We start from the raw sequence: 22,133 nt of genomic DNA, 5'->3' as shown, positions 1-22,133 counted from the left end.
TCCGAAGATGTGCGGGCCTTCTCAGGTCTTTCAGACCCTCAAGTAAGAGAGAACTTACTTGTTGATCTTGGTGACCTGGCCGGCGCCGACGGTGCGGCCACCCTCACGGATGGTGAAGCGCAGGCCCTCCTCCATCGCGACGGGCTGGATGAGGGAAACGGACATCTCGGCGTTGTCGCCGGGCATGACCATCTCCGTGCCCTCCTTGAGGGTCACAACACCGGTCACGTCAGTCGTACGGAAGTAGAACTGCGGACGGTAGTTGTTGAAGAACGGGGTGTGACGGCCACCCTCGTCCTTCGACAGGATGTAGGCCGTGGCCTCGAACTCGGTGTGCGGGGTGACCGAACCCGGCTTGATGATGCACTGGCCGCGCTCGACGTCCTCGCGCTTGATGCCACGGAGGAGCAGACCGACGTTCTCACCGGCCTGGCCCTCGTCGAGCAGCTTGCGGAACATCTCGATGCCGGTGACCGTGGTGGTGGTCTTCTCGGTCTTGATGCCGATGATGTCGACGGTCTCGTTGACCTTGAGGACACCACGCTCGATACGACCGGTGACGACGGTGCCACGACCGGTGATCGTGAAGACGTCCTCGATCGGCATCAGGAACGGCTTGTCGACGTCACGCTCGGGCTGCGGGATGTTCTCGTCGACGGCCTTCATCAGGCCGAGGAGCTTCTCGCCCCACTCCTTGTCGCCCTCCAGCGCCTTCAGCGCGGAGACGCGGACGACCGGAGCGTCGTCGCCGTTGAACTCGTACTCGTTGAGGAGCTCACGGACCTCGAGCTCGACGAGCTCCAGGATCTCCTCGTCGTCCACCATGTCGGCCTTGTTCAGGGCGACGACGATGTACGGAACGCCGGACTGGCGGGCCAGGAGCACGTGCTCCTTGGTCTGCGGCATCGGACCGTCGGTCGCGGCGACCACGAGGATCGCGCCGTCCATCTGGGCGGCACCGGTGATCATGTTCTTGATGTAGTCCGCGTGACCCGGGCAGTCGACGTGGGCGTAGTGACGCGACTCGGTCTGGTACTCGACGTGCGCGATCGAGATGGTGATACCACGCTGACGCTCTTCGGGCGCCTTGTCGATCTCGTCGAACGGCGTGAAGGGGTTCAGCTCCGGGTACGCGTCGTGCAGCACCTTGGTGATCGCCGCGGTAAGAGTGGTCTTACCGTGGTCGACGTGACCGATGGTGCCGATGTTGACGTGCGGCTTAGTCCGCTCGAACTTCGCCTTCGCCACTGGGGTCCTCCTGTGGAGTGGTTCTGTACGCCTGGATTGGGTCGGCGCCAGGGATCTTTGCTGGGGAGCCGCCCGCCGGGGCACACCGCCAGTTTTGCGGTGGTATGCCCCGACAGCCGGTGTCAAGCCTAAGGCGTGAGCCTCGTCTGTGGAGACGGAGCTCGTTACTCGCCCTTGGCCTTCGCGATGATCTCCTCGGCGACGTTCCGCGGAACCTCGGCGTAGGAGTCGAACTGCATCGAGTAGCTTGCGCGACCCGAAGTCTTGCTGCGGAGGTCGCCGACGTAGCCGAACATCTCCGACAGCGGAACCAGGCCCTTGACGAGCTTGGCGCCGTGACGGTCCTCCATGGCCTGGATCTGGCCACGGCGGGAGTTGATGTCACCGATGACGTCACCCATGTAGTCCTCGGGGGTGGTGACCTCGACCGACATCATCGGCTCCAGAAGAGCCGGCGACGCCTTGCGAGCACCCTCCTTGAACGCCATGGAGCCGGCGATCTTGAACGCGAGCTCCGAGGAGTCGACGTCGTGGAAGGCACCGTCGAGCAGCGTCACCTTGACGCCGGTCAGCGGGTAGCCGGCCAGAACACCGAACTCCATGGCCTCCTGGCAACCCGCGTCCACGGACGGGATGTACTCCCGCGGGATGCGGCCACCGGTGACCTTGTTCTCGAACTCGTAACCGTCGCCCTCGAGGGGCTCGATCGCGATCTGCACCTTCGCGAACTGGCCGGAACCACCAGTCTGCTTCTTGTGCGTGTAGTCGATACGCTCGACGGCCTTGCGGATCGTCTCGCGGTACGCGACCTGCGGCTTGCCGACGTTGGCCTCGACCTTGAACTCACGCTTCATACGGTCGACCAGCACGTCGAGGTGCAGCTCGCCCATACCCGCGATGATGGTCTGGCCCGTCTCCTCGTCCGTGTGGACCTGGAAGGACGGGTCCTCCTCGGCGAGGCGCTGGATGGCGACACCCAGCTTCTCCTGGTCGCCCTTGGACTTGGGCTCAATGGCGACCTGGATGACCGGAGCCGGGAAGTCCATCGACTCGAGGATCACCGGGTTGGACGCGTCGCAGAGGGTCTCACCGGTGGTGGTCTGCTTCAGACCCATGACGGCGACGATGTCACCGGCACCCACCGACTCGATCTCCTCACGCTTGTTCGCGTGCATCCGGTAGATCTTGCCGATGCGCTCCTTCTTGCCCTTGACGGAGTTCTGCACCTGGGTGCCCGCCGTCATGCGGCCCGAGTAAACCCGGACGAAGGTGAGCTTGCCGAGGTGCGGGTCGCTCATGATCTTGAAGGCAAGGCCGGCGAACGGCTCGTCGTCGGACGGCTTGCGCTTCACGACCTCGTCGGCGTCGTTGACCGCGTGGCCCTCGACGGCCTCGATGTCCAGCGGCGACGGCAGGTAGCGGACCACGGCGTCGAGCAGGGGCTGCACGCCCTTGTTCTTGAACGCGGTACCACAGAACACCGGGGTGACGGTGACGGAGTCGCCGCCGCCCTTCGACGCGAGGGTGATGCGGCGGATGGCCGCCATCAGCTGCTCCTCGGTGGGCTCCTGGCCCTCGAGGAAGAGCTCCATCATCTCTTCGTCGTTCTCGGCAACGCCCTCGAGGAGCTTGCCGCGCCATTCCTCGGCAGCCTCGATGTGGGTGTCCGGGATGTCGACGACGTCGTACATCTCGCCCTTGGCGGCCTCGGCGGACCAGACCAGCGCCTTCATCTGGACGAGGTCGACCACGCCCTTGAAGTCGGCCTCGGTGCCGATCGGCAGCTGCATGACCAGCGGAACCGCGCCCAGGCGGTCGACGATCATGTCGACACAGCGGTGGAACTCGGCACCCGTACGGTCGAGCTTGTTGACGAAGCAGATGCGCGGCACGCCGTAGCGGTCCGCCTGACGCCAAACGGTCTCGGACTGGGGCTCGACACCGGCAACGCCGTCGAACACCGTCACGGCACCGTCGAGCACGCGCAGGGAGCGCTCCACCTCGACGGTGAAGTCGACGTGACCCGGGGTGTCGATGATGTTGATGGTGTGGTCGACGTTGTTCAGCGGCCAGTGGCAGGTGGTGGCAGCGGACGTGATCGTGATGCCACGCTCCTGCTCCTGCTCCATCCAGTCCATGGTGGCAGCGCCATCGTGGACCTCACCGATCTTGTACGAAACACCGGTGTAGAACAGGATCCGCTCGGTGGTGGTCGTCTTGCCCGCGTCGATGTGGGCCATGATCCCGATGTTGCGGACCTTGGCCAGGTCAAGCGAAGTGGTGGCCATATGGCTCAGTCTTCTCTCGGTTCTCGATGGGGGTAGCGACTACCAGCGGTAGTGCGCGAAGGCCTTGTTGGACTCGGCCATCTTGTGCGTGTCCTCACGCTTCTTGACCGAGGCGCCGAGACCGTTCGAGGCGTCCAGCAGCTCGTTCATGAGGCGCTCGGTCATGGTCTTCTCGCGACGGGCGCGGGAGTAACCGACCAGCCAGCGCAGCGCCAGGGTGGAGGCGCGGCCCGGACGGACCTCGACCGGCACCTGGTAGGTGGCGCCACCGACGCGGCGGGACTTGACCTCGAGAGCCGGCTTGACGTTCTCGAGAGCGCGCTTGAGGGTGATGACCGGGTCGTTGCCGGTCTTCTCGCGCAGACCCTCCATGGCGCCGTACACGATGCGCTCAGCGGTGGAGCGCTTGCCGTGCAGGAGGATCTTGTTGATCAGCGACGTCACCAGAGGGGAGCCGTAAACCGGGTCGATGATGACCGGGCGCTTCGGGGCGGGGCCCTTACGAGGCATTCTTACTTCTCCTTCTTGGCGCCGTAGCGGCTGCGAGCCTGCTTACGGTTCTTGACGCCCTGCGTGTCGAGGGAACCGCGGATGATCTTGTAGCGAACACCCGGCAGGTCCTTCACACGGCCACCGCGGACGAGCACGATGGAGTGCTCCTGCAGGTTGTGGCCCTCACCCGGAATGTAAGCGGTGACCTCGATGCCGGAGGTCAGGCGCACACGCGCGACCTTACGGAGCGCCGAGTTCGGCTTCTTCGGGGTGGTCGTGAACACACGCGTGCAGACGCCGCGGCGCTGGGGCGAACCCTCGAGTGCGGGCGTCTTGTTCTTCTCGACCTTGTCCTGCCGGCCCTTCCGGACCAGCTGCTGGATCGTAGGCACCGTTTCTCCGGTTTCTGTGATCTCGATAAAACTAACCTGGGAACCCGCCGACCCACGCGGTCGGGCGTGTCGAATGCTGCAGACCCCTGCCGAGAACGGAAAGGGCGCAGATTTCGGTGTCTTCGACCGCTTCGGACCGAGAAGATCCGAGAGGTCCGGTCTCCCGCACGGACTGTGGGCACGCACGAGAGCCCAGGGACACCCCAGGCACAAGGTCAGAGCCTACCTAGCGCATGGGCTGCGGTCAAAACAAATGCACACGCGGAGGACACCCCGATGTGCTGCATATGTCACGATTCGCCGGGGCTGCGGGCGGTTGGTGTCGCGCGTATGGGTGAAATCACGCGGCCGGCGCTCCCCCGGTACGCCGCAGGGCGGCCACCCCGGTGGGGTGACCGCCCTGTGAACGTACCGCTTGCGACTTACTGGTTGTACGGACCGTAGTCGTAGTCCTCCAGCGGGACCGCCTGGCCGGAGCCGGTGCCGAAGGGCGAGTAGTCGATGTCGTCGTAACCGACGGCCGAGTACATCGCGGCCTTGGCCTCCTCGGTGGGCTCCACCCGGATGTTGCGGTAGCGGGACAGGCCCGTACCGGCCGGGATGAGCTTACCGATGATGACGTTCTCCTTGAGGCCGATGAGGCTGTCGGACTTGGCGTTGATCGCCGCATCCGTCAGGACTCGGGTCGTCTCCTGGAAGGAGGCGGCCGACAGCCAGGACTCCGTCGCCAGCGAGGCCTTGGTGATACCCATCAGCTGCGGACGGCCGGAGGCGGGGTGACCGCCCTCGGTGACCACACGACGGTTCTCGCCCTCGAAGCGCGAGCGCTCCACGAGCTCGCCCGGCAGCAGCTCCGCGTCGCCGGACTCGATGATCGTCACGCGGCGCAGCATCTGCCGGATGATGATCTCGATGTGCTTGTCGTGGATCGACACGCCCTGCGAGTTGTAGACCTTCTGGACCTCGCCGACCAGGTGGACCTGGACGGCGCGCTGGCCCAGGATGCGCAGCACGTCGTGCGGGTTGGTGGCACCCACGGTGAGCTTCTGGCCCACCTCGACGTGCTCGCCCTCGCTGACCAGCAGACGGGCACGCTTGGAGATCGCGTAGGCGGTCTCCTCGGAGCCGTCGTCCGGAGTGACGACGATCTTCTTGGTCTTCTCGGTCTCCTCGATCCGCACGCGGCCGGCGGCCTCGGAGATCGGGGCGACACCCTTGGGCGTACGGGCCTCGAAGAGCTCGACGACACGGGGCAGACCCTGGGTGATGTCGTCACCGGCCACACCACCGGTGTGGAAGGTACGCATCGTCAGCTGGGTACCGGGCTCACCGATGGACTGGGCGGCGATGATGCCGACCGCCTCACCGATGTCCACCAGCTTGCCGGTCGCCAGCGAGCGGCCGTAGCAGAAGGCACAGGTGCCGACCGCGGACTCACAGGTGAGGACCGAACGGGTCTTGACCGTCTCGACGCCGTTGGCGACGAGCTGGTCGATGAGCACGTCACCGAGGTCGACGTTGGCCGGCGCGATGACCTTGCCGTCGATGACGACGTCCTCGGCCAGCATGCGGGCGTAGACGCTGGTCTCGACGTCCTCGGCCTTGCGCAGCACGCCGTCGGCACCGCGGGACGCGATCTGCAGCTTGAGGCCGCGCTCGGTGCCGCAGTCCTCCTCGCGGATGATGACGTCCTGCGAGACGTCCACCAGACGACGGGTCAGGTAACCCGAGTCGGCGGTACGGAGGGCGGTGTCCGCGAGACCCTTACGGGCACCGTGGGTGGAGATGAAGTACTCCAGCACGGAGAGACCCTCACGGAACGACGCCTTAATGGGTCGCGGAATGGTCTCGTTCTTCGCGTTCGACACCAGACCACGCATACCGGCGATCTGCCGCATCTGCATCATGTTTCCTCGGGCACCCGAGTCAACCATCATGAAGATGGGGTTCGTCTTGGGGAAGTTCGCGTTCATCGCCTCGGCAACCTCGTTGGTCGCCTTGGTCCAGATCGCGATGAGCTCCTGCGTGCGCTCGTCCTTGGTGATCAGACCGCGCTCGTACTGCTTCTGGACCTTCTCGTCCTGCGCCTCGTAGCCCTTGACGATCTCCTTCTTCGCCTCGGGAACGACGACGTCGGAGATGGCCACGGTGACGCCGGAACGGGTCGCCCAGTGGAAGCCGGCCGCCTTCAGGTTGTCGAGCGTCGCCGCCACGATGACCTTGGGGTAACGCTCGGCCAGGTCGTTGACGATCTCGGAGAGCTGCTTCTTGCCCACCGAGTAGTCCACGAACGGGTAGTCCTCGGGCAGCAGCTCGTTGAAGAGCGCGCGGCCCAGGGTGGTGCGCAGGCGGAAGCTGTCGCCCTGCTGCCACTCAGCAGCCCCGACGCCGTCGTCATCCCCCTCTTCGACCGGGGGAACCCAGCCGCGCGGGGGAACGGTGCCGATCGGGAAGCGGATGTCGACCTTCGCCTGGAGCGAGAGCTCACGGGCGTCGAACGCCATGATCGCCTCGGCGACCGAGCCGAAGGACCGGCCCTCGCCGATGACCTTGCGCTCTTCCTCGTCGGTGGTGAGGAAGAACAGGCCCAGCACCATGTCCTGGGTCGGCATGGTGACCGGACGGCCGTCGGCCGGCTTGAGGATGTTGTTCGAGGACAGCATCAGGATGCGGGCCTCGGCCTGCGCCTCCGCGGAGAGCGGCAGGTGGACGGCCATCTGGTCACCGTCGAAGTCCGCGTTGAACGCGGTGCAGACGAGCGGGTGGATCTGGATGGCCTTGCCCTCGACCAGCTGCGGCTCGAAGGCCTGGATGCCGAGGCGGTGCAGGGTGGGCGCACGGTTCAGCAGCACCGGGTGCTCGGCGATGACCTCTTCGAGGACGTCGTACACGACGGTGCGGCCGCGCTCGACCATGCGCTTGGCCGACTTGATGTTCTGCGCGTGGTTCAGGTCGACCAGGCGCTTCATCACGAACGGCTTGAAGAGCTCCAGCGCCATGGCCTTGGGCAGACCGCACTGGTGCAGCTTCAGCTGCGGACCGACGACGATGACGGAACGGGCCGAGTAGTCGACGCGCTTACCGAGCAGGTTCTGACGGAATCGACCCTGCTTACCCTTCAGCATGTCGCTGAGGGACTTCAGCGGACGGTTGCCGGGGCCCGTGACCGGGCGACCGCGACGGCCGTTGTCGAAGAGGGCGTCGACCGCCTCCTGGAGCATCCGCTTCTCGTTGTTCACGATGATCTCGGGGGCACCGAGGTCGAGCAGACGCTTCAGACGGTTGTTGCGGTTGATCACACGGCGGTACAGGTCGTTCAGGTCGGAGGTCGCGAAGCGGCCACCGTCCAGCTGCACCATCGGACGCAGGTCCGGCGGGATCACGGGGATGCAGTCCAGCACCATGCCGCTGGGGCTGTTGCGGGTCTGCAGGAAGGCGGAGACGACCTTGAGGCGCTTGAGCGCACGGGTCTTCTTCTGGCCCTTGCCGGTCCGGATGATCTCGCGGAGGCGCTCGGCCTCCTCGTCGAGGTCGAAGGACTCCAGGCGCTTCTGCAGCGCGGCGGCGCCCATCGCACCCATGAAGTAGGTGCCGAAGCGGTCGCGCAGCTCGCGGTAGAGCAGCTCGTCGCCCTCGAGGTCCTGGACCTTGAGGTTCTTGAAGCGGTTCCAGACCTCGTCGAGGCGGTCGATCTCGCGCTGCGCGCGGTCGCGCAGCTGCTTCATCTCACGCTCGGCGCCCTCGCGCACCTTGCGGCGCACGTCGGCCTTGGCACCCTCGGCCTCGAGCTCGGCCAGGTCGGCCTCGAGCTTCTTGGCGCGGGCCTCCAGGTCGGCGTCGCGGCGCTGCTCGATCTGCTGGCGCTCGACGGAGACGTGGGCCTCCAGCGAGGGCAGGTCGCGCGTGCGGCGCTCCTCGTCCACCCACGTGATCATGTAGGCGGCGAAGTAGATGACCTTCTCGAGGTCCTTCGGGGCGAGGTCGAGCAGGTAGCCCAGACGCGACGGGACGCCCTTGAAGTACCAGATGTGGGTGACGGGAGCGGCCAGCTCGATGTGGCCCATCCGCTCACGGCGCACCTTGGCGCGGGTGACCTCGACGCCACAGCGCTCACAGATGATGCCCTTGAAGCGGACACGCTTGTACTTGCCGCAGTAGCACTCCCAGTCCCGGGTCGGACCGAAGATCTTCTCGCAGAAGAGTCCGTCCTTTTCGGGCTTCAGGGTGCGGTAGTTGATGGTCTCCGGCTTCTTGACCTCGCCGTGGGACCAGGTTCGGATGTCGTCCGCGGTCGCCAGGCCGATCCGCAGCTCGTCGAAGAAGTTGACGTCGAGCACTGTTCGTCAATCCCTCTTTCAGGGTCGTGTCTTCATCAGTGGTCTGAGGGGGTCCGGGGACGACGGGGGGCTCTTGGCGAGCCCCCCGTCAGACCCGTCAGACCTCTTCGACGCTGCTCGGCTCGCGCCGGGACAGGTCGATACCGAGCTCTTCCGCAGCGCGGAAGACGTCCTCGTCCGTGTCGCGCATCTCGATGGACATGCCGTCCGAGGACAGCACCTCCACGTTGAGGCAGAGGGACTGCATTTCCTTGATGAGCACCTTGAAGGACTCGGGAATGCCGGGCTCGGGGATGTTCTCGCCCTTGACGATGGCCTCGTAGACCTTCACGCGGCCGGTCACGTCGTCGGACTTGATGGTCAGCAGCTCCTGGAGGGCGTACGCGGCGCCGTATGCCTCCAGCGCCCACACCTCCATCTCACCGAAGCGCTGGCCACCGAACTGAGCCTTACCACCCAGCGGCTGCTGGGTGATCATGGAGTACGGGCCGGTCGAACGGGCGTGCAGCTTGTCGTCGACCAGGTGGTGCAGCTTGAGGATGTACATGTACCCGACGGAGATCGGGTCCGGGAACGGCTCGCCGGAGCGGCCGTCGAACATCCGGGCCTTGCCGGAGGGGAGCACCATGCGCTCGCCGTCGCGGTTCGGGATCGTGGACTCGAAGAGGCCGGCGATCTCGTCCTCGCGGGCGCCGTCGAAGACCGGGGTGGCGACGTTGGTGCCAGGCGCGACGTCGTCGGCGCCGATGGCCTGCAGACGCTTCATCCAGTCCTCGTCGCCCTCGACCTTCCAGCCGCGGCTGGCGAGCCAGCCGAGGTGGATCTCGAGGACCTGTCCCGGGTTCATTCGGGACGGGACACCGAGCGGGTTGAGGATGATGTCGACCGGGGTGCCGTCCTCGAGGAACGGCATGTCCTCGACCGGAAGGATCTTGGAGATGACACCCTTGTTGCCGTGACGGCCGGCGAGCTTGTCACCGTCGGTGATCTTGCGCTTCTGGGCGACGTAGACGCGGACCAGCTGGTTCACGCCCGGGGGAAGCTCGTCGCCCTCCTCGCGGTCGAAGACGCGGACGCCGATGACCTTGCCGATCTCGCCGTGCGGGACCTTCAGCGAGGTGTCACGGACCTCACGGGCCTTCTCACCGAAGATCGCGCGGAGCAGGCGCTCCTCCGGGGTCAGCTCGGTCTCACCCTTCGGGGTGACCTTGCCGACCAGGATGTCGCCGGCGACGACCTCGGCACCGATGCGGATGATGCCGCGCTCGTCGAGGTCGGCGAGGACCTCCTCGGAGACGTTCGGGATGTCCCGGGTGATCTCCTCCGGGCCGAGCTTGGTGTCTCGGGCGTCGACCTCGTGCTCCTCGATGTGGATCGAGGAGAGGACGTCGTCCTGGACGAGGCGCTGCGACAGGATGATCGCGTCCTCGTAGTTGTGACCCTCCCACGGCATGAACGCCACGAGCAGGTTCTTGCCGAGGGCCATCTCGCCCTCGTCCGTGGACGGGCCGTCGGCGAGCACCTGGCCGGCGACGACGCGGGCGCCCTCGTCGACGACGACCTTCTGGTTGAAGGACGTGCCCTGGTTGGAGCGGGAGAACTTGGCGACGCGGTACGTGTTGTACGTGCCGTCGTCGTTGGCCACCGTGACGTAGTCGGCGGAGACCTCCTGGACGACACCGTCCTTCTCCGCCTTGATGACGTCACCGGCGTCGACCGCACAGCGGTACTCCATGCCGGTGCCGACCAGCGGGGCCTCCGCCTTGATCAGCGGAACGGCCTGGCGCATCATGTTCGATCCCATGAGCGCGCGGTTGGCGTCGTCGTGCTCGAGGAACGGGATCATGGCGGTCGCGACCGACACCATCTGGCGCGGGGAGACGTCCATGTAGTCGACGTCGTCGCCGGCGATGTAGTCGATCTCGCCGCCACGGCGGCGGACCAGCACGCGGGACTCGGCGAAGCGCATGTCCTCGGTGAGGGGGGCGTTCGCCTGGGCGATGACGAAGCGGTCTTCCTCGTCAGCAGTCAGGTAGTCGACGTCGTCGGTGACGACGCCCTCGACGACCTTGCGGTACGGGGTCTCGACGAAGCCGAACGCGTTGACGCGGCCGTAGGAGGCGAGCGAGCCGATCAGACCGATGTTCGGGCCTTCGGGCGTCTCGATCGGGCACATGCGGCCGTAGTGCGACGGGTGGACGTCTCGGACCTCGAAGCCGGCCCGCTCACGGGAGAGACCGCCCGGACCCAGCGCCGACAGACGGCGCTTGTGGGTCAGACCCGACAGCGGGTTGGTCTGGTCCATGAACTGGGACAGCTGGCTGGTGCCGAAGAACTCCTTGATGGAGGCGACGACCGGCCGGATGTTGATCAGGGTCTGCGGCGTGATCGCCTCGACGTCCTGGGTGGTCATCCGCTCGCGGACGACGCGCTCCATACGAGCCAGACCCGTGCGGACCTGGTTCTGGATGAGCTCGCCGACGTTGCGCAGACGACGGTTGCCGAAGTGGTCGATGTCGTCGGTCTCGACGACGATCGAGGTGCCGTTCTCGCCGACCGTCTCCTGCTCGCCCGCGTGCAGCTTGACCAGGTACTTGATCGTCGCGATGACGTCGTCGACCGTGAGCACGCCGGCGTCGAGCGGGGCGTCCGCGCCCAGCTTCTTGTTGACCTTGTAGCGGCCGACCTTCGCGAGGTCGTAGCGCTTCGGGTTGAAGTAGAGGTTCTCGAGCAGCGTCTGCGCGGCCTCACGGGTCGGCGGCTCGCCCGGACGCAGCTTGCGGTAGATGTCGAGCAGCGCGTCGTCCTGGCCCTGGGTGTGGTCCTTCTCCAGGGTGGCGCGCATGGACTCGTACTCGCCGAACTCCTCAAGGATCTGCTCGGTGGTCCAGCCGAGGGCCTTCAGGAGGACGGTGACGGACTGCTTGCGCTTGCGGTCGATGCGGACGCCGACCATGTCGCGCTTGTCGACCTCCATCTCCAGCCAGGCACCCCGGGACGGGATGATCTTGGCCGTGAAGATGTCCTTGTCGGACGTCTTGTCGATGGCGGAGTCGAAGTAGACGCCGGGCGAGCGGACCAGCTGCGAGACGACGACACGCTCGGTGCCGTTGATGCAGAAGGTGCCCTTGTTGGTCATGAGCGGGAAGTCGCCCATGAAGACCGTCTGAGACTTGATCTCACCGGTCTCGTTGTTGGTGAACTCGGCCGTGACGAAGAGCGGGGCCGCGTACGTGAAGTCGCGCTCCTTGCACTCGTCGATCGAGTTCTTCGGGGGCTCGAAACGGTGGTCGCGGAAGGTCAGCGACATCGACCCGGAGAAGTCCTCGATCGGGGAGATCTCCTCGAAGATCTCCTCCAGACCGGACTTGGTGGGGACGTCCTGACCGGACTCCAGCGCAGCCTCGACGCGAGCCTTCCAGGCGGCGTTGCCGAGCAGCCAGTCGAAGCTCTCGGTCTGCAGCGCGAGGAGGTTCGGAACCTCGAGGGGCTCCTTGATCTTCGCAAAAGAGATGCGCAGCGGGGCGGTGCTGGCGCCGTTGTTCGTATTGGCAGTCGAGGCGTTGCGCGAGGCGGCCAAGAGGGGGTCCTTCCGAGGGCTCGGACTCACTACGCGCGTACCGGCCCCACTCCGTGCATCGAAAGAAATCCCAGGTCAGCGGGTTTCCATCGGCTGTGCTCGATAGTGGGCATGCCCCTGGTGACGGGCAGGGAGCAGCTAACAGGCAGCGCAAAGGGTCAGTGTAGCCACTTGGCCCACTGATGTCCAGAGCGGATGTGCGGAGACCGGTGCGATACCAATCTCTCCCTCCGGGATCCTGTTGTCCCTCGCCGTGCGGCGGACGCCTGCAGGCATCGCCTGACGCAAGACTTCCCTCTTCGCCTTCGATCCATGCCTCGGACGGTGGACCGATGTGGCGACGCGTCCTGAGAATTGCGCGCCCCGTCGCGTTCGTCAAGGCCCACGGCCCGTCCGGGAGGGCAACGAAGATCACCATACTCGCCCCGGGGACGTGCTCCGCGCAGCCGTCCGGGGAAACGCCGACGGGCGACCACCCGCATGGGTGATCGCCCGTTGGCTACCGGCAGCCGCCGGCGGAAAGAGTCAGACGACTCGCGAGGCCACGCGCCGGTAGGCGCATGACCAAGAGGTTACTTGACCTCGACGGAGGCGCCGGCGCCCTTGAGGGCCTCGGCGGCCTTCTCCGCGGCGTCCTTGGCGACCTTCTCGAGGACCGGCTTCGGGGTGCCGTCGACGAGGTCCTTGGCCTCCTTCAGACCCAGGGAGGTCAGCTCACGCACGACCTTGATGACCTGGATCTTCTTGTCACCGGCGGCGGTGAGGATGACGTCGAACTCGTCCTTCTCCTCGACGGCCTCAGCGGCGCCACCGGCGACGCCGCCGGCCATGACGACCGGCGCAGCGGCGGCGGCGGTGACGTCGAACTTCTCCTCGAAGGCGGAGACGAACTCGGCCAGCTCGATGAGGGTCATCTCCTCGAACTGCGCGAGCAGCTCGTCCTTGGTCAGCTTCGCCATGATGGCGGTCCTTCCACTAAATCGGCAGGTGCCGGGATGTACATGTCGGCGGGCGTACGGCCCGCTGCGACCGGTGCCAGGCGGCACCGGTCAATGCGCGAGCCGAATTACTCGGCACCGCCCTGCTCGGCGAGCTTGGCGCGCAGCGCGTCCGCAGTGCGGACGAGCTTCGTCGGCAGCGCCTGGAAGAGCGAGGCAGCCTGGGACTGCTTGCCCTTCATGGCACCGGCCAGCTTGCTGAGCAGAACCTCGCGGGACTCGAGGTCCGCAAGCTTCTTGATCTCATCAGCGGAGAGCGCCTTGCCATCAAGGACACCGCCCTTGATGATGAGGTTCGGGTTCTCCTTGGCGAAGTCACGGAGACCCTTCGCCGACTCCACCGGGTCACCGGTGACGAAGGCAACGGCCGTCGGGCCAGCGAAGAGCTGGTCCTCCAGCGTGATCCCGGCCTCACGGGCCGCGATCTGGGTCAGCGTGTTCTTCACCACGGCGTACTGGGCGTTCTCACCGAGCGAACGGCGCAGCGTCTTGAGCTGCGCCACGGTGAGACCGCGGTACTCGGTCAGCACAGCGGCATTCGAGCTACGGAACTTGTCCGTCAGCTCGGCAACCGCAGCAGCCTTGGCGGACGTCGCCATGAGCCTCGGCCTCCTTCCGGGTGATTCGGACCGCTCGCGCGAAGGGACCTGGGCAAAACGAAACGCCCCGGCGCAGGCGCTCGGGGCGTAACTCGACCGCTTCGACCCGAAGTCGTCGCGGGAGTGCTTCCTCAAATCACCTGCGCAGGTCGCCCGCAGCTAGCGGATCCTTCGGCCACCACACCTCCGGATGGAGGCACAGCAACGACCAGCGGTCTTTGGCTTCTGGAAGAAGGTACGTGAACGGGGCGCCCGGAAGCAAATCGACCCCCGGGCGACCGCATCCGCGCAGGTCAGGAGGGCAGCGACGGGGTGTCGCCGGTCTCCTTCATCTTCTTGAGCCTCTCCAGCAGATCGACGGTCTGGTCCGCCGGGGGCGCCTGGACGCTGACGGGCGTGCCGTAGTCGGTCAGCGTCTCGCTGATCTCCATCCGGCCCTTGGCCGTGTCCATGTTCATGACCAGCTTCACGGGGAGGTCGCCGGAGTCGAGCCAGACGTCCATGTCGTACTGGGTGATGCCGGCCTGCTTGATGGTGTCCAGCAGCTCCTGCCGGTCCTTCTCCCCGAGGCCGTCGAGGCTCTGGTTGGACTTCACGGCCTCCTCCGCGGTGAGCGTGCCCTTGTAGTGCTGGGCCTTCTTGCCGCCGACCGTCTCCTCGCCGACCAGCTTGACGTTCGGCGAGGCCTTGAGGAGCGCCATCTGCTTGGCCGGGTCCTGGCTCTGGCCCTGGCCGCCTCCCAGGAGCTGCTGGAGCCCCTTGGAGTCGTTGCCGGACTCCTTCGCCATGGCGGCGAGGTCGACCTTCATCCAGCGCTTGCCGTCGTTCTTGGCGGCACCCTCCTCACCCATGTCGGTGTACGTGGCGGTGCCGATCGTGAGGGAGTGGGACTCGGCGGGAGCGCCGTCCTTGCCGGGCAGCCCGGTCATGCGCTGGTCCACGGCGGTGGGGTCCCAGCTCATGACGCCGGACGACCGGACGGTCAGGGGCTGGTCCCCGAGGCCCGGCATCTTCATGGTCATCTCGAACTTGGCCGACTTCGCGGCCTGCGTCTTCTTGAAGGCCGCGTTGACGGCCTCGACCGACACGCCGGCCGCGGGCTGCTTCTCCGCCTTCGCGGAGGCCCCCGAGGCGGCCTTGTCGCCCTTCTCGCCGCCCCCGCAGGCCGCGACGCCCGCCAGCAGGGCCACGGCCGTCACCGACAGGCTCAGGCGCTTCCAGGTGGACTCGTGCATGTGTCTTGCCCCCCTCTACTCAAAAGCGATCAATGTGAACGTTAGTTCACGGGCCGGGCGGAGGGCGGGGCCGGGGGCGTACGGGACGCGTACGGGCTGCGTCAAAAACGAGCCGCGTCAGAAGCGAGCCGCGTCAAAAAACGAGCAGGCCCCGCATCTCGCCAGGAGATGCGGGGCCTGCTCGTTCGCTAACGCGCCGAGGCGTCGGATCCGGTCAGGATCAGACGGTCTCGTCCTCCACCAGGAGGTTGCGGGTGCGGTTGCTGTCCAGCGGGATGCCGGCGCCCATCGTGGTGGTCAGGGTCGCCTTCTTGATGTAGCGGCCCTTCGCGGCGGACGGCTTGAGACGGGTGATCTCCTCAAGCGCAGCGGCGTAGTTCTCCACCAGCTTGGCCTCGTCGAAGGAGACCTTGCCGATGATGAAGTGCAGGTTCGAGTGCTTGTCGACGCGGAACTCGATCTTGCCGCCCTTGATGTCGGTCACGGCCTTGGCCGTGTCCGGGGTGACGGTGCCGGTCTTCGGGTTCGGCATCAGACCACGCGGACCGAGCACGCGGCCGAGGCGGCCGACCTTGCCCATGAGGTCCGGGGTGGCGACGACGGCGTCGAAGTCCAGGCGGCCCTTCGCGACCTCGTCGATGAGCTCGTCGGCGCCGACGATGTCGGCACCCGCGGCACGCGCGGCCTCGGCACGGTCGCCGGTCGCGAAGACCAGGACCCGGGCGGTCTTACCGGTGCCGTGCGGAAGGTTCACGGTGCCACGGACCATCTGGTCGGCCTTGCGCGGGTCGACACCCAGGCGGAAGGCAACCTCGACGGTCGCGTCGAACTTCACGGAGGACGTCTCCTTCGCCAGGCGGACGGCCTCGAGCGGGGCGTACAGACGCTCCCGGTCGATCTTCGCGTCCACGTTGCGAAGAGTCTTGCTGCGCTTCACTGCTTCTCCTCAGGATTGGAGTCGTGGTACGGGCCGCGCCGGCCCTTCCACGGGTACTGCTGGGGGGTGGCTGATCAGCCCTCGACCGTGATGCCCATGGAGCGGGCGGTGCCGGCGATGATCTTCGCGGCGGCGTCCAGGTCGTTGGCGTTCAGGTCGGGCATCTTGGTGGTGGCGATCTCGCGGACCTGCGCCTCGGTGATCTTGGCGACCTTGGTCTTGTGCGGCTCGCCGGAGCCCTTCTCCACGCCCGCGGCCTTGAGGATCAGCTTCGCGGCCGGCGGAGTCTTGGTCACGAAGGTGAAGGAACGGTCCTCGTAGACCGTGATCTCCACCGGCACGACCATGCCACGCTGCGACTCGGTCGCGGCGTTGTAGGCCTTGCAGAACTCCATGATGTTGACGCCGTGCTGGCCCAGCGCGGGGCCGACCGGCGGAGCCGGGTTCGCGGCACCGGCGCTGATCTGGAGCTTGATAAGCCCCGTGACCTTCTTCTTCTTGGGAGGCATTGCTCTCTCCGGGTCCTAGTGAGAGTTTTTTTGCCATGCGCACAGTGCGCGCAGGCATACCGCACCACGATAACGGGTAACGTGGCCGGGCCAAAAACCGAGAGGTCAGACCCCTGTACGAGCGGGTCTGACCTGTTCGGTGGCTTGTGTGCCAGAAGGTGTCAGTTCTTCTGGATCTGGTCGAAGCTGAGCTCGACCGGGGTCTCGCGGCCGAAGATCTCGACGAGGCCCTTGACCTTCTTCGAGTCGGCGTTGATCTCGTTGATCGTGGCCTGCAGGGTGGCGAACGGGCCGTCGGTGACGGTGACCGAGTCGCCGACCTCGAAGTCCAGGACCTGGACCTCGACCTTGCGCTGCGGCGCCGGCTTGCCCTCGGCCTCGGCGGCCTCGCGGGCGGCCTTCTCCTCGGCCTCCGGGGCGAGCATCTTGACGATCTCGTCCAGCGTCAGCGGGTACGGGTCGTAGGCGTTGCCGACGAAGCCGGTGACGCCCGGGGTGTTGCGGACGACGCCCCAGGACTCGTTCGTCAGGTCCATGCGCACCAGGACGTAGCCCGGGAGCTTGTTCTGGCGGACGGTGCGGCGGTCGCCGTTCTTGATCTGGACGACCTCCTCCTGCGGCACCTCGGCCTGGAAGATGTAGTCCTCGACGTTGAGCGAGACGGCGCGCTGCTCGAGGTTGGTCTTCACGCGGTTCTCGTAACCGGCGTAGGTGTGGATGACGTACCACTCGCCGGGCAGGCCGCGGAGCTCCTCGCGGAGGGCCTCGATCGGGTCGGCGGCGGGCTCCTCCGCGGCGGCCTCCTCGGCGGCTTCCTCGGCGTCCTCGTCCTCGGCGGCCTCGTCGGACTCGACGTGGAGGGCGGCCTCCTCGGCCGGCTCGCCGGCGGCGGCTTCCTCGGCGTCGAGCTCGTCGGCGGCGTCGGCGCCCTCGACGATCTCCTGCGCGGTGTCGTCGCCCTCGACCTCGGCCGAGACAGTGGCATCCACGTCGGCCTCTGCCGCCTCAGCGGCCTTCTCGGCGGCGTCGTTCAGGTTCGGGTCAGACACGTGGCTGCTTCTTCCTGGCTACAAGGGGTGGAACGTGCGAAAGGGGCGGCTCGCCTCACGGCAGCCGCCCTACCCGCGGATTCAGCCGAAGACGTACTTGACGGCGTTGGTGAACCCATAGTCAATCACGGTGACCAGGCCAATGACGATGACGACAAAGACGATCACCACGGTGGTGTACGTCGACAGCTGGCCCCGGGTGGGCCAGACGACCTTGCGGAGCTCTGCGACGATCTGACGGTAGAAGAGCGCGAGGCGGCCGAAGGGGCCCTTCTTCCCGCGCTTCCCGCCACGGCGGCCCTTCCTGGCGGCCACCTCGTCCTCGGGACGACCGCTCTCAGGCGTCGCGGTGGAGCCAAGGGCTTCCGTCACTACGTCCTCACCTGAATCCGGGTCGTGAGCCGTGCCGCGCCCGGTTGAGCCGCACGGCGGTGCATTTCTCTACGTACGCACGCACGCACCCTGGTGACGATGCGTGTAGCAGGGCCGAAGGGACTTGAACCCCCAACCGCTGGTTTTGGAGACCAGTGCTCTACCAATTGAGCTACGACCCTTTGTGGTTTCCCCAACGTACCGCATCCGGGCGTGCGCACGGTGTGTGCGGAGCCGGATCGCGGCCGGTGAGGGCCAACGGTGGATGAGTGTACGTGCTCCGGGGGCGTGCGTCGAACAGCTTGTGCCGGGGCGGGTCCGGAGCGGGGTCGGAACGTTGCATTCCGGGGCATTGCCGGGGCTCGGTCACGGCTCGGCCGGGGCACGCGCGAACCGCCCGTGAAACGGGTGTGCCCGCTTCGTCCCACGTCTGCAACGATGCCCCCATGACCGCTGCGACTCCTTCCGAGCCCACCGTCCAGTCCCCCACCGAGCGCCGGGTGTCGACCCGCATCGGAGCGATCTCCGAGTCCGCGACCCTCGCCGTCGACGCCAAGGCCAAGGCCCTCAAGGCCGCCGGGCGCCCGGTGATCGGCTTCGGCGCCGGCGAGCCCGACTTCCCCACCCCCGACTACATCGTCGAGGCCGCGGTGGAGGCCTGCCGCGACCCGAAGAACCACCGCTACACGCCCGCCGGCGGCCTCCCCGAGCTGAAGGCCGCGATCGCCGCGAAGACGCTGCGCGACTCCGGCTACCAGGTCGAGGCCTCGCAGGTGCTGGTCACCAACGGCGGCAAGCAGGCCATCTACGAGGCCTTCGCCGCGATCCTCGACCCGGGCGACGAGGTCATCGTCCCCGCCCCGTACTGGACCACCTACCCCGAGTCGATCCGCCTCGCGGGCGGCGTGCCGGTGGAGGTCGTGGCCGACGAGACCACGGGCTACCGGGTGTCGGTCGAGCAGCTGGAGGCCGCCCGCACCGAGCGGACGAAGGTGCTGCTCTTCGTCTCGCCGTCGAACCCGACCGGTGCGGTGTACTCGCGCGAGCAGGTCGAGGCGGTGGGCCGCTGGGCCGCGGAGCACGGGCTGTGGGTGCTGACGGACGAGATCTACGAGCACCTGGTCTACGGCGACGCCGAGTTCTCGTCCCTGCCGGTGGTCGTGCCGGAGCTGCGTGACAAGTGCATCGTCGTCAACGGCGTCGCCAAGACGTACGCGATGACCGGCTGGCGCGTCGGGTGGGTCATCGCCCCCCAGGACGTGATCAAGGCCGCGACGAACCTGCAGTCGCACGCCACGTCGAATGTGTCCAACGTCGCACAGCGGGCGGCGATCGCGGCCGTCTCCGGCGACCTCTCCGCCGTCGACGAGATGAAGACCGCCTTCGACCGGCGGCGCCGCACGATCGTGCGCATGCTCAACGAGATCGACGGCGTGCTCTGCCCCGAGCCGGAGGGCGCGTTCTACGCCTACCCGTCGGTCAAGGAGCTGCTCGGCAAGGAGATCCGCGGCAAGCGGCCCGCCACGTCCGTCGAGCTCGCCGCGCTGATCCTGGAAGAGGTCGAGGTCGCGGTGGTGCCGGGCGAGGCCTTCGGCACGCCGGGGTACCTGCGGCTGTCCTACGCGCTGGGCGACGAGGACCTGGTCGAGGGCGTCTCGCGGATCCAGAAGCTGCTGGCGGAGGCGCGCGACTGAGCGCCCGCTCCATGACGGGCCCCCGGCTTGTGCCGGGGGCCCGTATTCGTTTTCGGTGCGGCGCCCGTTAAGGGAAAGTCCCTTCCGGTACGCCGGGTGCATGCGGCAGGATCTGCGAATGGAGAGTGTTCGTAACGTCCGTCTGCTGCCGAAAGCCCATCTGCACCTGCACTTCACCGGTTCGATGCGGCCTTCCACCCTGCTGGAGCTCGCCGACAAGTACGGGGTGCACCTCCCGGAAGCGCTGAGCAGCGGCGAGCCGCCGAAGCTGCGGGCCACGGACGAGCGGGGCTGGTTCCGGTTCCAGCGGCTCTACGACATCGCGCGCTCGTGCCTGCGGTCGCCCGAGGACATCCAGCGGCTGGTGCGGGAAGCCGCGGAGGAGGACGTCCGGGACGGCTCCGGGTGGCTGGAGATCCAGGTCGACCCGACGTCCTACGCGCCGCGGCTGGGCGGCCTCATCCCCGCCCTGGAAATCATCCTGGACGCGGTCGAGAGCGCGTCGAAGGAGACCGGGCTGGGCATGCGGGTGCTCGTCGCCGCGAACCGCATGAAACACCCCCTGGACGCCCGGACGCTGGCCCGGCTGGCCGTGCGGTACGCCGACCGCGGCGTGGTCGGCTTCGGGCTCTCCAACGACGAGCGGCGCGGCCTCGCGCGCGACTTCGACCGCGCGTTCGAGATCGCGCGGGAGGGCGGGCTGCTGGCCGCGCCCCACGGCGGTGAGCTCTCGGGCCCGAGCAGCGTCCGGGACTGCATGGACGACCTGCACGCGTCGCGCGTCGGCCACGGGGTGCGGGCCGCCGAAGACCCGCGGCTGCTGCGGAAGCTCGCGGAGCGGGGCGTGACCTGCGAGGTCTGCCCGTCGTCCAACGTCGCCCTCGGCGTCTACGAGAAGCCCGGCGACGTGCCGCTGCGGACCCTGTGGGACGCCGGCGTGCCGATAGCGCTCGGCGCGGACGACCCCCTGCTCTTCGGCTCGCGGCTCGCCGCGCAGTACGAGCTGGTGCGCGAGCACCACGGCTTCACGGACGCCGAGCTGGCGGAGCTGGCGCGGCAGTCGGTACGGGGGTCGGCCGCGCCGGAGCCCGTCCGGGCGGGGTTGCTGGCGGGGATCGACGGGTGGCTGGGCGCCGCCTGAGGCGCTCGCCGTCCACGGTGGTGCCGTCCGGGGTTGCCGGCCCGTTCCAGCAACCATCCAGCCCGGCCGGCGTTTGAGGCCGAGCGCGTTCAGCGCGATACGGGGGCCCGGGGGCTCGCCCCCGGTTACGGGAAGGGGCGGGGTGGGGAAAGGCCCCTGCTTACAGCGCCACCCCGACCGTGACCGGCTCGTTCACCAGGGTCACCCCGAACGCCTCATGGACACCCGCCCGCACCTCGCGGGCCAGAGCGAGAAGATCCTCGGTCGTAGCCGAACCCCGGTTCGTGAGCGCAAGCGTGTGCTTCGTGCTGATCCGCGCCGGCCCCGCCCCGTAGCCCTTCGTGAACCCCGCCTTGTCGATCAGCCAGGCCGCGGACGTCTTCATGAGGCCCTCCCCCGCCGGGTAGGCGGGCGGCGTCACGTCCGCGCCGAGGCGGTCCGCGACGCGGGCCAGGAACGCCGCGTGCTCCGCCTCGGTCAGGATCGGGTTGCAGAAGAACGAGCCCGCCGACCACGTGTCGTGGTCCTCCGCGTCGAGGACCATGCCCTTGCCGGCGCGCAGCTTGAGGACCGTCTCGCGGGCCTGGTCCGCGGGGACCCGGTCGCCCGCCTCGACGCCGAGGGCGCGGGCCGTCTCGGGGTAGCGGATGGGCGCCGACAGGCCGTCCGCGTCCTCCAGCTCGAAGCGGACGCGGAGGACGACGTAGCGGGCGGGGTCCGCCTTGAAGCGGCTGTGGCGGTACGAGAAGGCGCACTCGGCGTTGGTGAGCGTCACCGTCTCGCCGGTGCGGCGGTCGTACGCGACCACTTCGGTGATCGTCTGGGCGACGTCCTGGCCGTACGCGCCGACGTTCTGGATGGGCGTGGCGCCGGCGGAGCCGGGGATGCCGGCGAGGCACTCGATGCCGGCGAGGCCGGCTTCGACGGTGCGGGCGACGGCGTCGGACCAGTTCTCGCCGGCGGCCAGTTCGAGGGCGGTGCCGTCGAGGGTGAAGCCGGTGGTCGCGATGCGCAGGGCGGTGCCGTCGAAGCCCTTGTCGGAGATGACGAGGTTGCTGCCGCCGCCGATGATCAGCAGGGGGGTTCCGGTCTCGTCGGCCTCGCGGACCGCGGCGATCACCTCGGCGTCGGTGGTGGCCGTGATCAGGCGGCGGGCGGGGCCGCCGAGCCTGAAGGTGGTCAGGGGGGCGAGGGGGGCGTCGTGTCGTTCCTGCACCAGACCAGGGTACGGGTGGGTGCGGCGGGGCGGTCCGGGGCCGGGG

At 67.5% G+C, this 22,133-nt stretch carries 16 protein-coding genes and 1 tRNA gene; 2 read left to right on the top strand and 15 right to left on the bottom strand.

The features are described from left to right. Positions 1 to 54: 54 nt before the first annotated feature. The 14 genes from tuf to B7P34_RS18695 form a co-directional block, all read right to left on the bottom strand. A complete protein-coding gene (gene tuf, locus B7P34_RS18765) occupies positions 55 to 1,248 on the bottom strand; it encodes an elongation factor Tu (protein WP_106677946.1) in 1,194 nt (397 codons plus the stop codon). Between the two features lie 164 nt (positions 1,249 to 1,412). Next, positions 1,413 to 3,536 carry an elongation factor G gene (gene fusA, locus B7P34_RS18760; protein ID WP_106677944.1) on the bottom strand — a complete coding sequence of 708 codons (2,124 nt, stop codon included), beginning with the start codon at positions 3,534 to 3,536 and terminating at the stop codon, positions 1,413 to 1,415. A gap of 39 nt (positions 3,537 to 3,575) precedes the next feature. Continuing rightward, the gene (gene rpsG, locus B7P34_RS18755) at positions 3,576 to 4,046 is read right to left on the bottom strand and encodes a 30S ribosomal protein S7 (RefSeq protein WP_004950419.1); all 471 of its coding nucleotides are present in this window, start codon (positions 4,044 to 4,046) and stop codon (positions 3,576 to 3,578) included. 2 nt (positions 4,047 to 4,048) lie between these two features. Then, on the bottom strand, positions 4,049 to 4,420 hold the full coding sequence (gene rpsL / locus B7P34_RS18750; protein WP_003948652.1) for a 30S ribosomal protein S12: 372 nt from the start codon (positions 4,418 to 4,420) through the stop codon (positions 4,049 to 4,051). A gap of 422 nt (positions 4,421 to 4,842) precedes the next feature. Next, positions 4,843 to 8,757, bottom strand: coding sequence for a DNA-directed RNA polymerase subunit beta' (locus B7P34_RS18745; RefSeq protein ID WP_106677943.1), 3,915 nt, complete (start codon positions 8,755 to 8,757; stop codon positions 4,843 to 4,845). Positions 8,758 to 8,854: 97 nt separating this feature from the next. Then, positions 8,855 to 12,337 (bottom strand): DNA-directed RNA polymerase subunit beta, encoded by a 3,483-nt coding sequence (gene rpoB / locus B7P34_RS18740; RefSeq protein ID WP_106677942.1) that lies wholly within the window; start codon positions 12,335 to 12,337, stop codon positions 8,855 to 8,857. Positions 12,338 to 12,909: 572 nt separating this feature from the next. Further along, the gene (gene rplL / locus B7P34_RS18730; RefSeq protein WP_106677941.1) at positions 12,910 to 13,296 is read right to left on the bottom strand and encodes a 50S ribosomal protein L7/L12; all 387 of its coding nucleotides are present in this window, start codon (positions 13,294 to 13,296) and stop codon (positions 12,910 to 12,912) included. A 107-nt stretch (positions 13,297 to 13,403) separates the two neighbouring features. Further along, positions 13,404 to 13,934, bottom strand: coding sequence for a 50S ribosomal protein L10 (gene rplJ, locus B7P34_RS18725; RefSeq protein ID WP_058046835.1), 531 nt, complete (start codon positions 13,932 to 13,934; stop codon positions 13,404 to 13,406). 293 nt (positions 13,935 to 14,227) lie between these two features. Next, positions 14,228 to 15,169: a hypothetical protein gene (locus B7P34_RS18720; RefSeq protein WP_106677939.1), complete on the bottom strand. Its 942-nt coding sequence runs from the start codon at positions 15,167 to 15,169 to the stop codon at positions 14,228 to 14,230. A gap of 220 nt (positions 15,170 to 15,389) precedes the next feature. Next, positions 15,390 to 16,106, bottom strand: a complete 717-nt coding sequence (rplA, locus tag B7P34_RS18715; RefSeq protein ID WP_106677937.1) for a 50S ribosomal protein L1 — start codon at positions 16,104 to 16,106, stop codon at positions 15,390 to 15,392. Positions 16,107 to 16,180: 74 nt separating this feature from the next. Continuing rightward, entirely contained in the window at positions 16,181 to 16,615 is a 435-nt protein-coding gene (gene rplK, locus B7P34_RS18710; protein ID WP_030368427.1) for a 50S ribosomal protein L11, read from the bottom strand. A gap of 161 nt (positions 16,616 to 16,776) precedes the next feature. Beyond that, positions 16,777 to 17,664, bottom strand: coding sequence for a transcription termination/antitermination protein NusG (gene nusG, locus B7P34_RS18705; protein WP_106677935.1), 888 nt, complete (start codon positions 17,662 to 17,664; stop codon positions 16,777 to 16,779). Positions 17,665 to 17,745: 81 nt separating this feature from the next. Beyond that, complete coding sequence (gene secE, locus B7P34_RS18700) at positions 17,746 to 18,036, bottom strand: preprotein translocase subunit SecE (RefSeq protein WP_106677933.1); 291 nt, start codon at positions 18,034 to 18,036, stop codon at positions 17,746 to 17,748. A gap of 109 nt (positions 18,037 to 18,145) precedes the next feature. Continuing rightward, positions 18,146 to 18,218 (bottom strand) — tRNA-Trp (locus B7P34_RS18695). A gap of 264 nt (positions 18,219 to 18,482) precedes the next feature. On the opposite strand from B7P34_RS18695, the gene B7P34_RS18690 reads away from it, so the two are divergent. Together B7P34_RS18690 and B7P34_RS18685 are read left to right on the top strand one after the other, a co-directional pair. Beyond that, positions 18,483 to 19,730, top strand: a complete 1,248-nt coding sequence (locus B7P34_RS18690; RefSeq protein ID WP_106677932.1) for a pyridoxal phosphate-dependent aminotransferase — start codon at positions 18,483 to 18,485, stop codon at positions 19,728 to 19,730. 118 nt (positions 19,731 to 19,848) lie between these two features. Further along, complete coding sequence (locus B7P34_RS18685) at positions 19,849 to 20,871, top strand: adenosine deaminase (RefSeq protein ID WP_189382884.1); 1,023 nt, start codon at positions 19,849 to 19,851, stop codon at positions 20,869 to 20,871. 160 nt (positions 20,872 to 21,031) lie between these two features. Here the strand turns inward: B7P34_RS18685 and B7P34_RS18680 are convergent, their stop codons facing one another. Then, complete coding sequence (locus B7P34_RS18680; protein ID WP_106677928.1) at positions 21,032 to 22,090, bottom strand: UDP-N-acetylmuramate dehydrogenase; 1,059 nt, start codon at positions 22,088 to 22,090, stop codon at positions 21,032 to 21,034. Between the last annotated feature and the right edge of the window lie 43 nt (positions 22,091 to 22,133).

This window comes from Streptosporangium nondiastaticum (assembly GCF_003011965.1).
Lineage (GTDB): Bacteria > Actinomycetota > Actinomycetes > Streptomycetales > Streptomycetaceae > Streptomyces > Streptomyces nondiastaticus.
The sequence above is the reverse complement of the archived record's forward strand: the minus strand, read 5'-3'. Positions and strand labels throughout refer to the sequence as shown.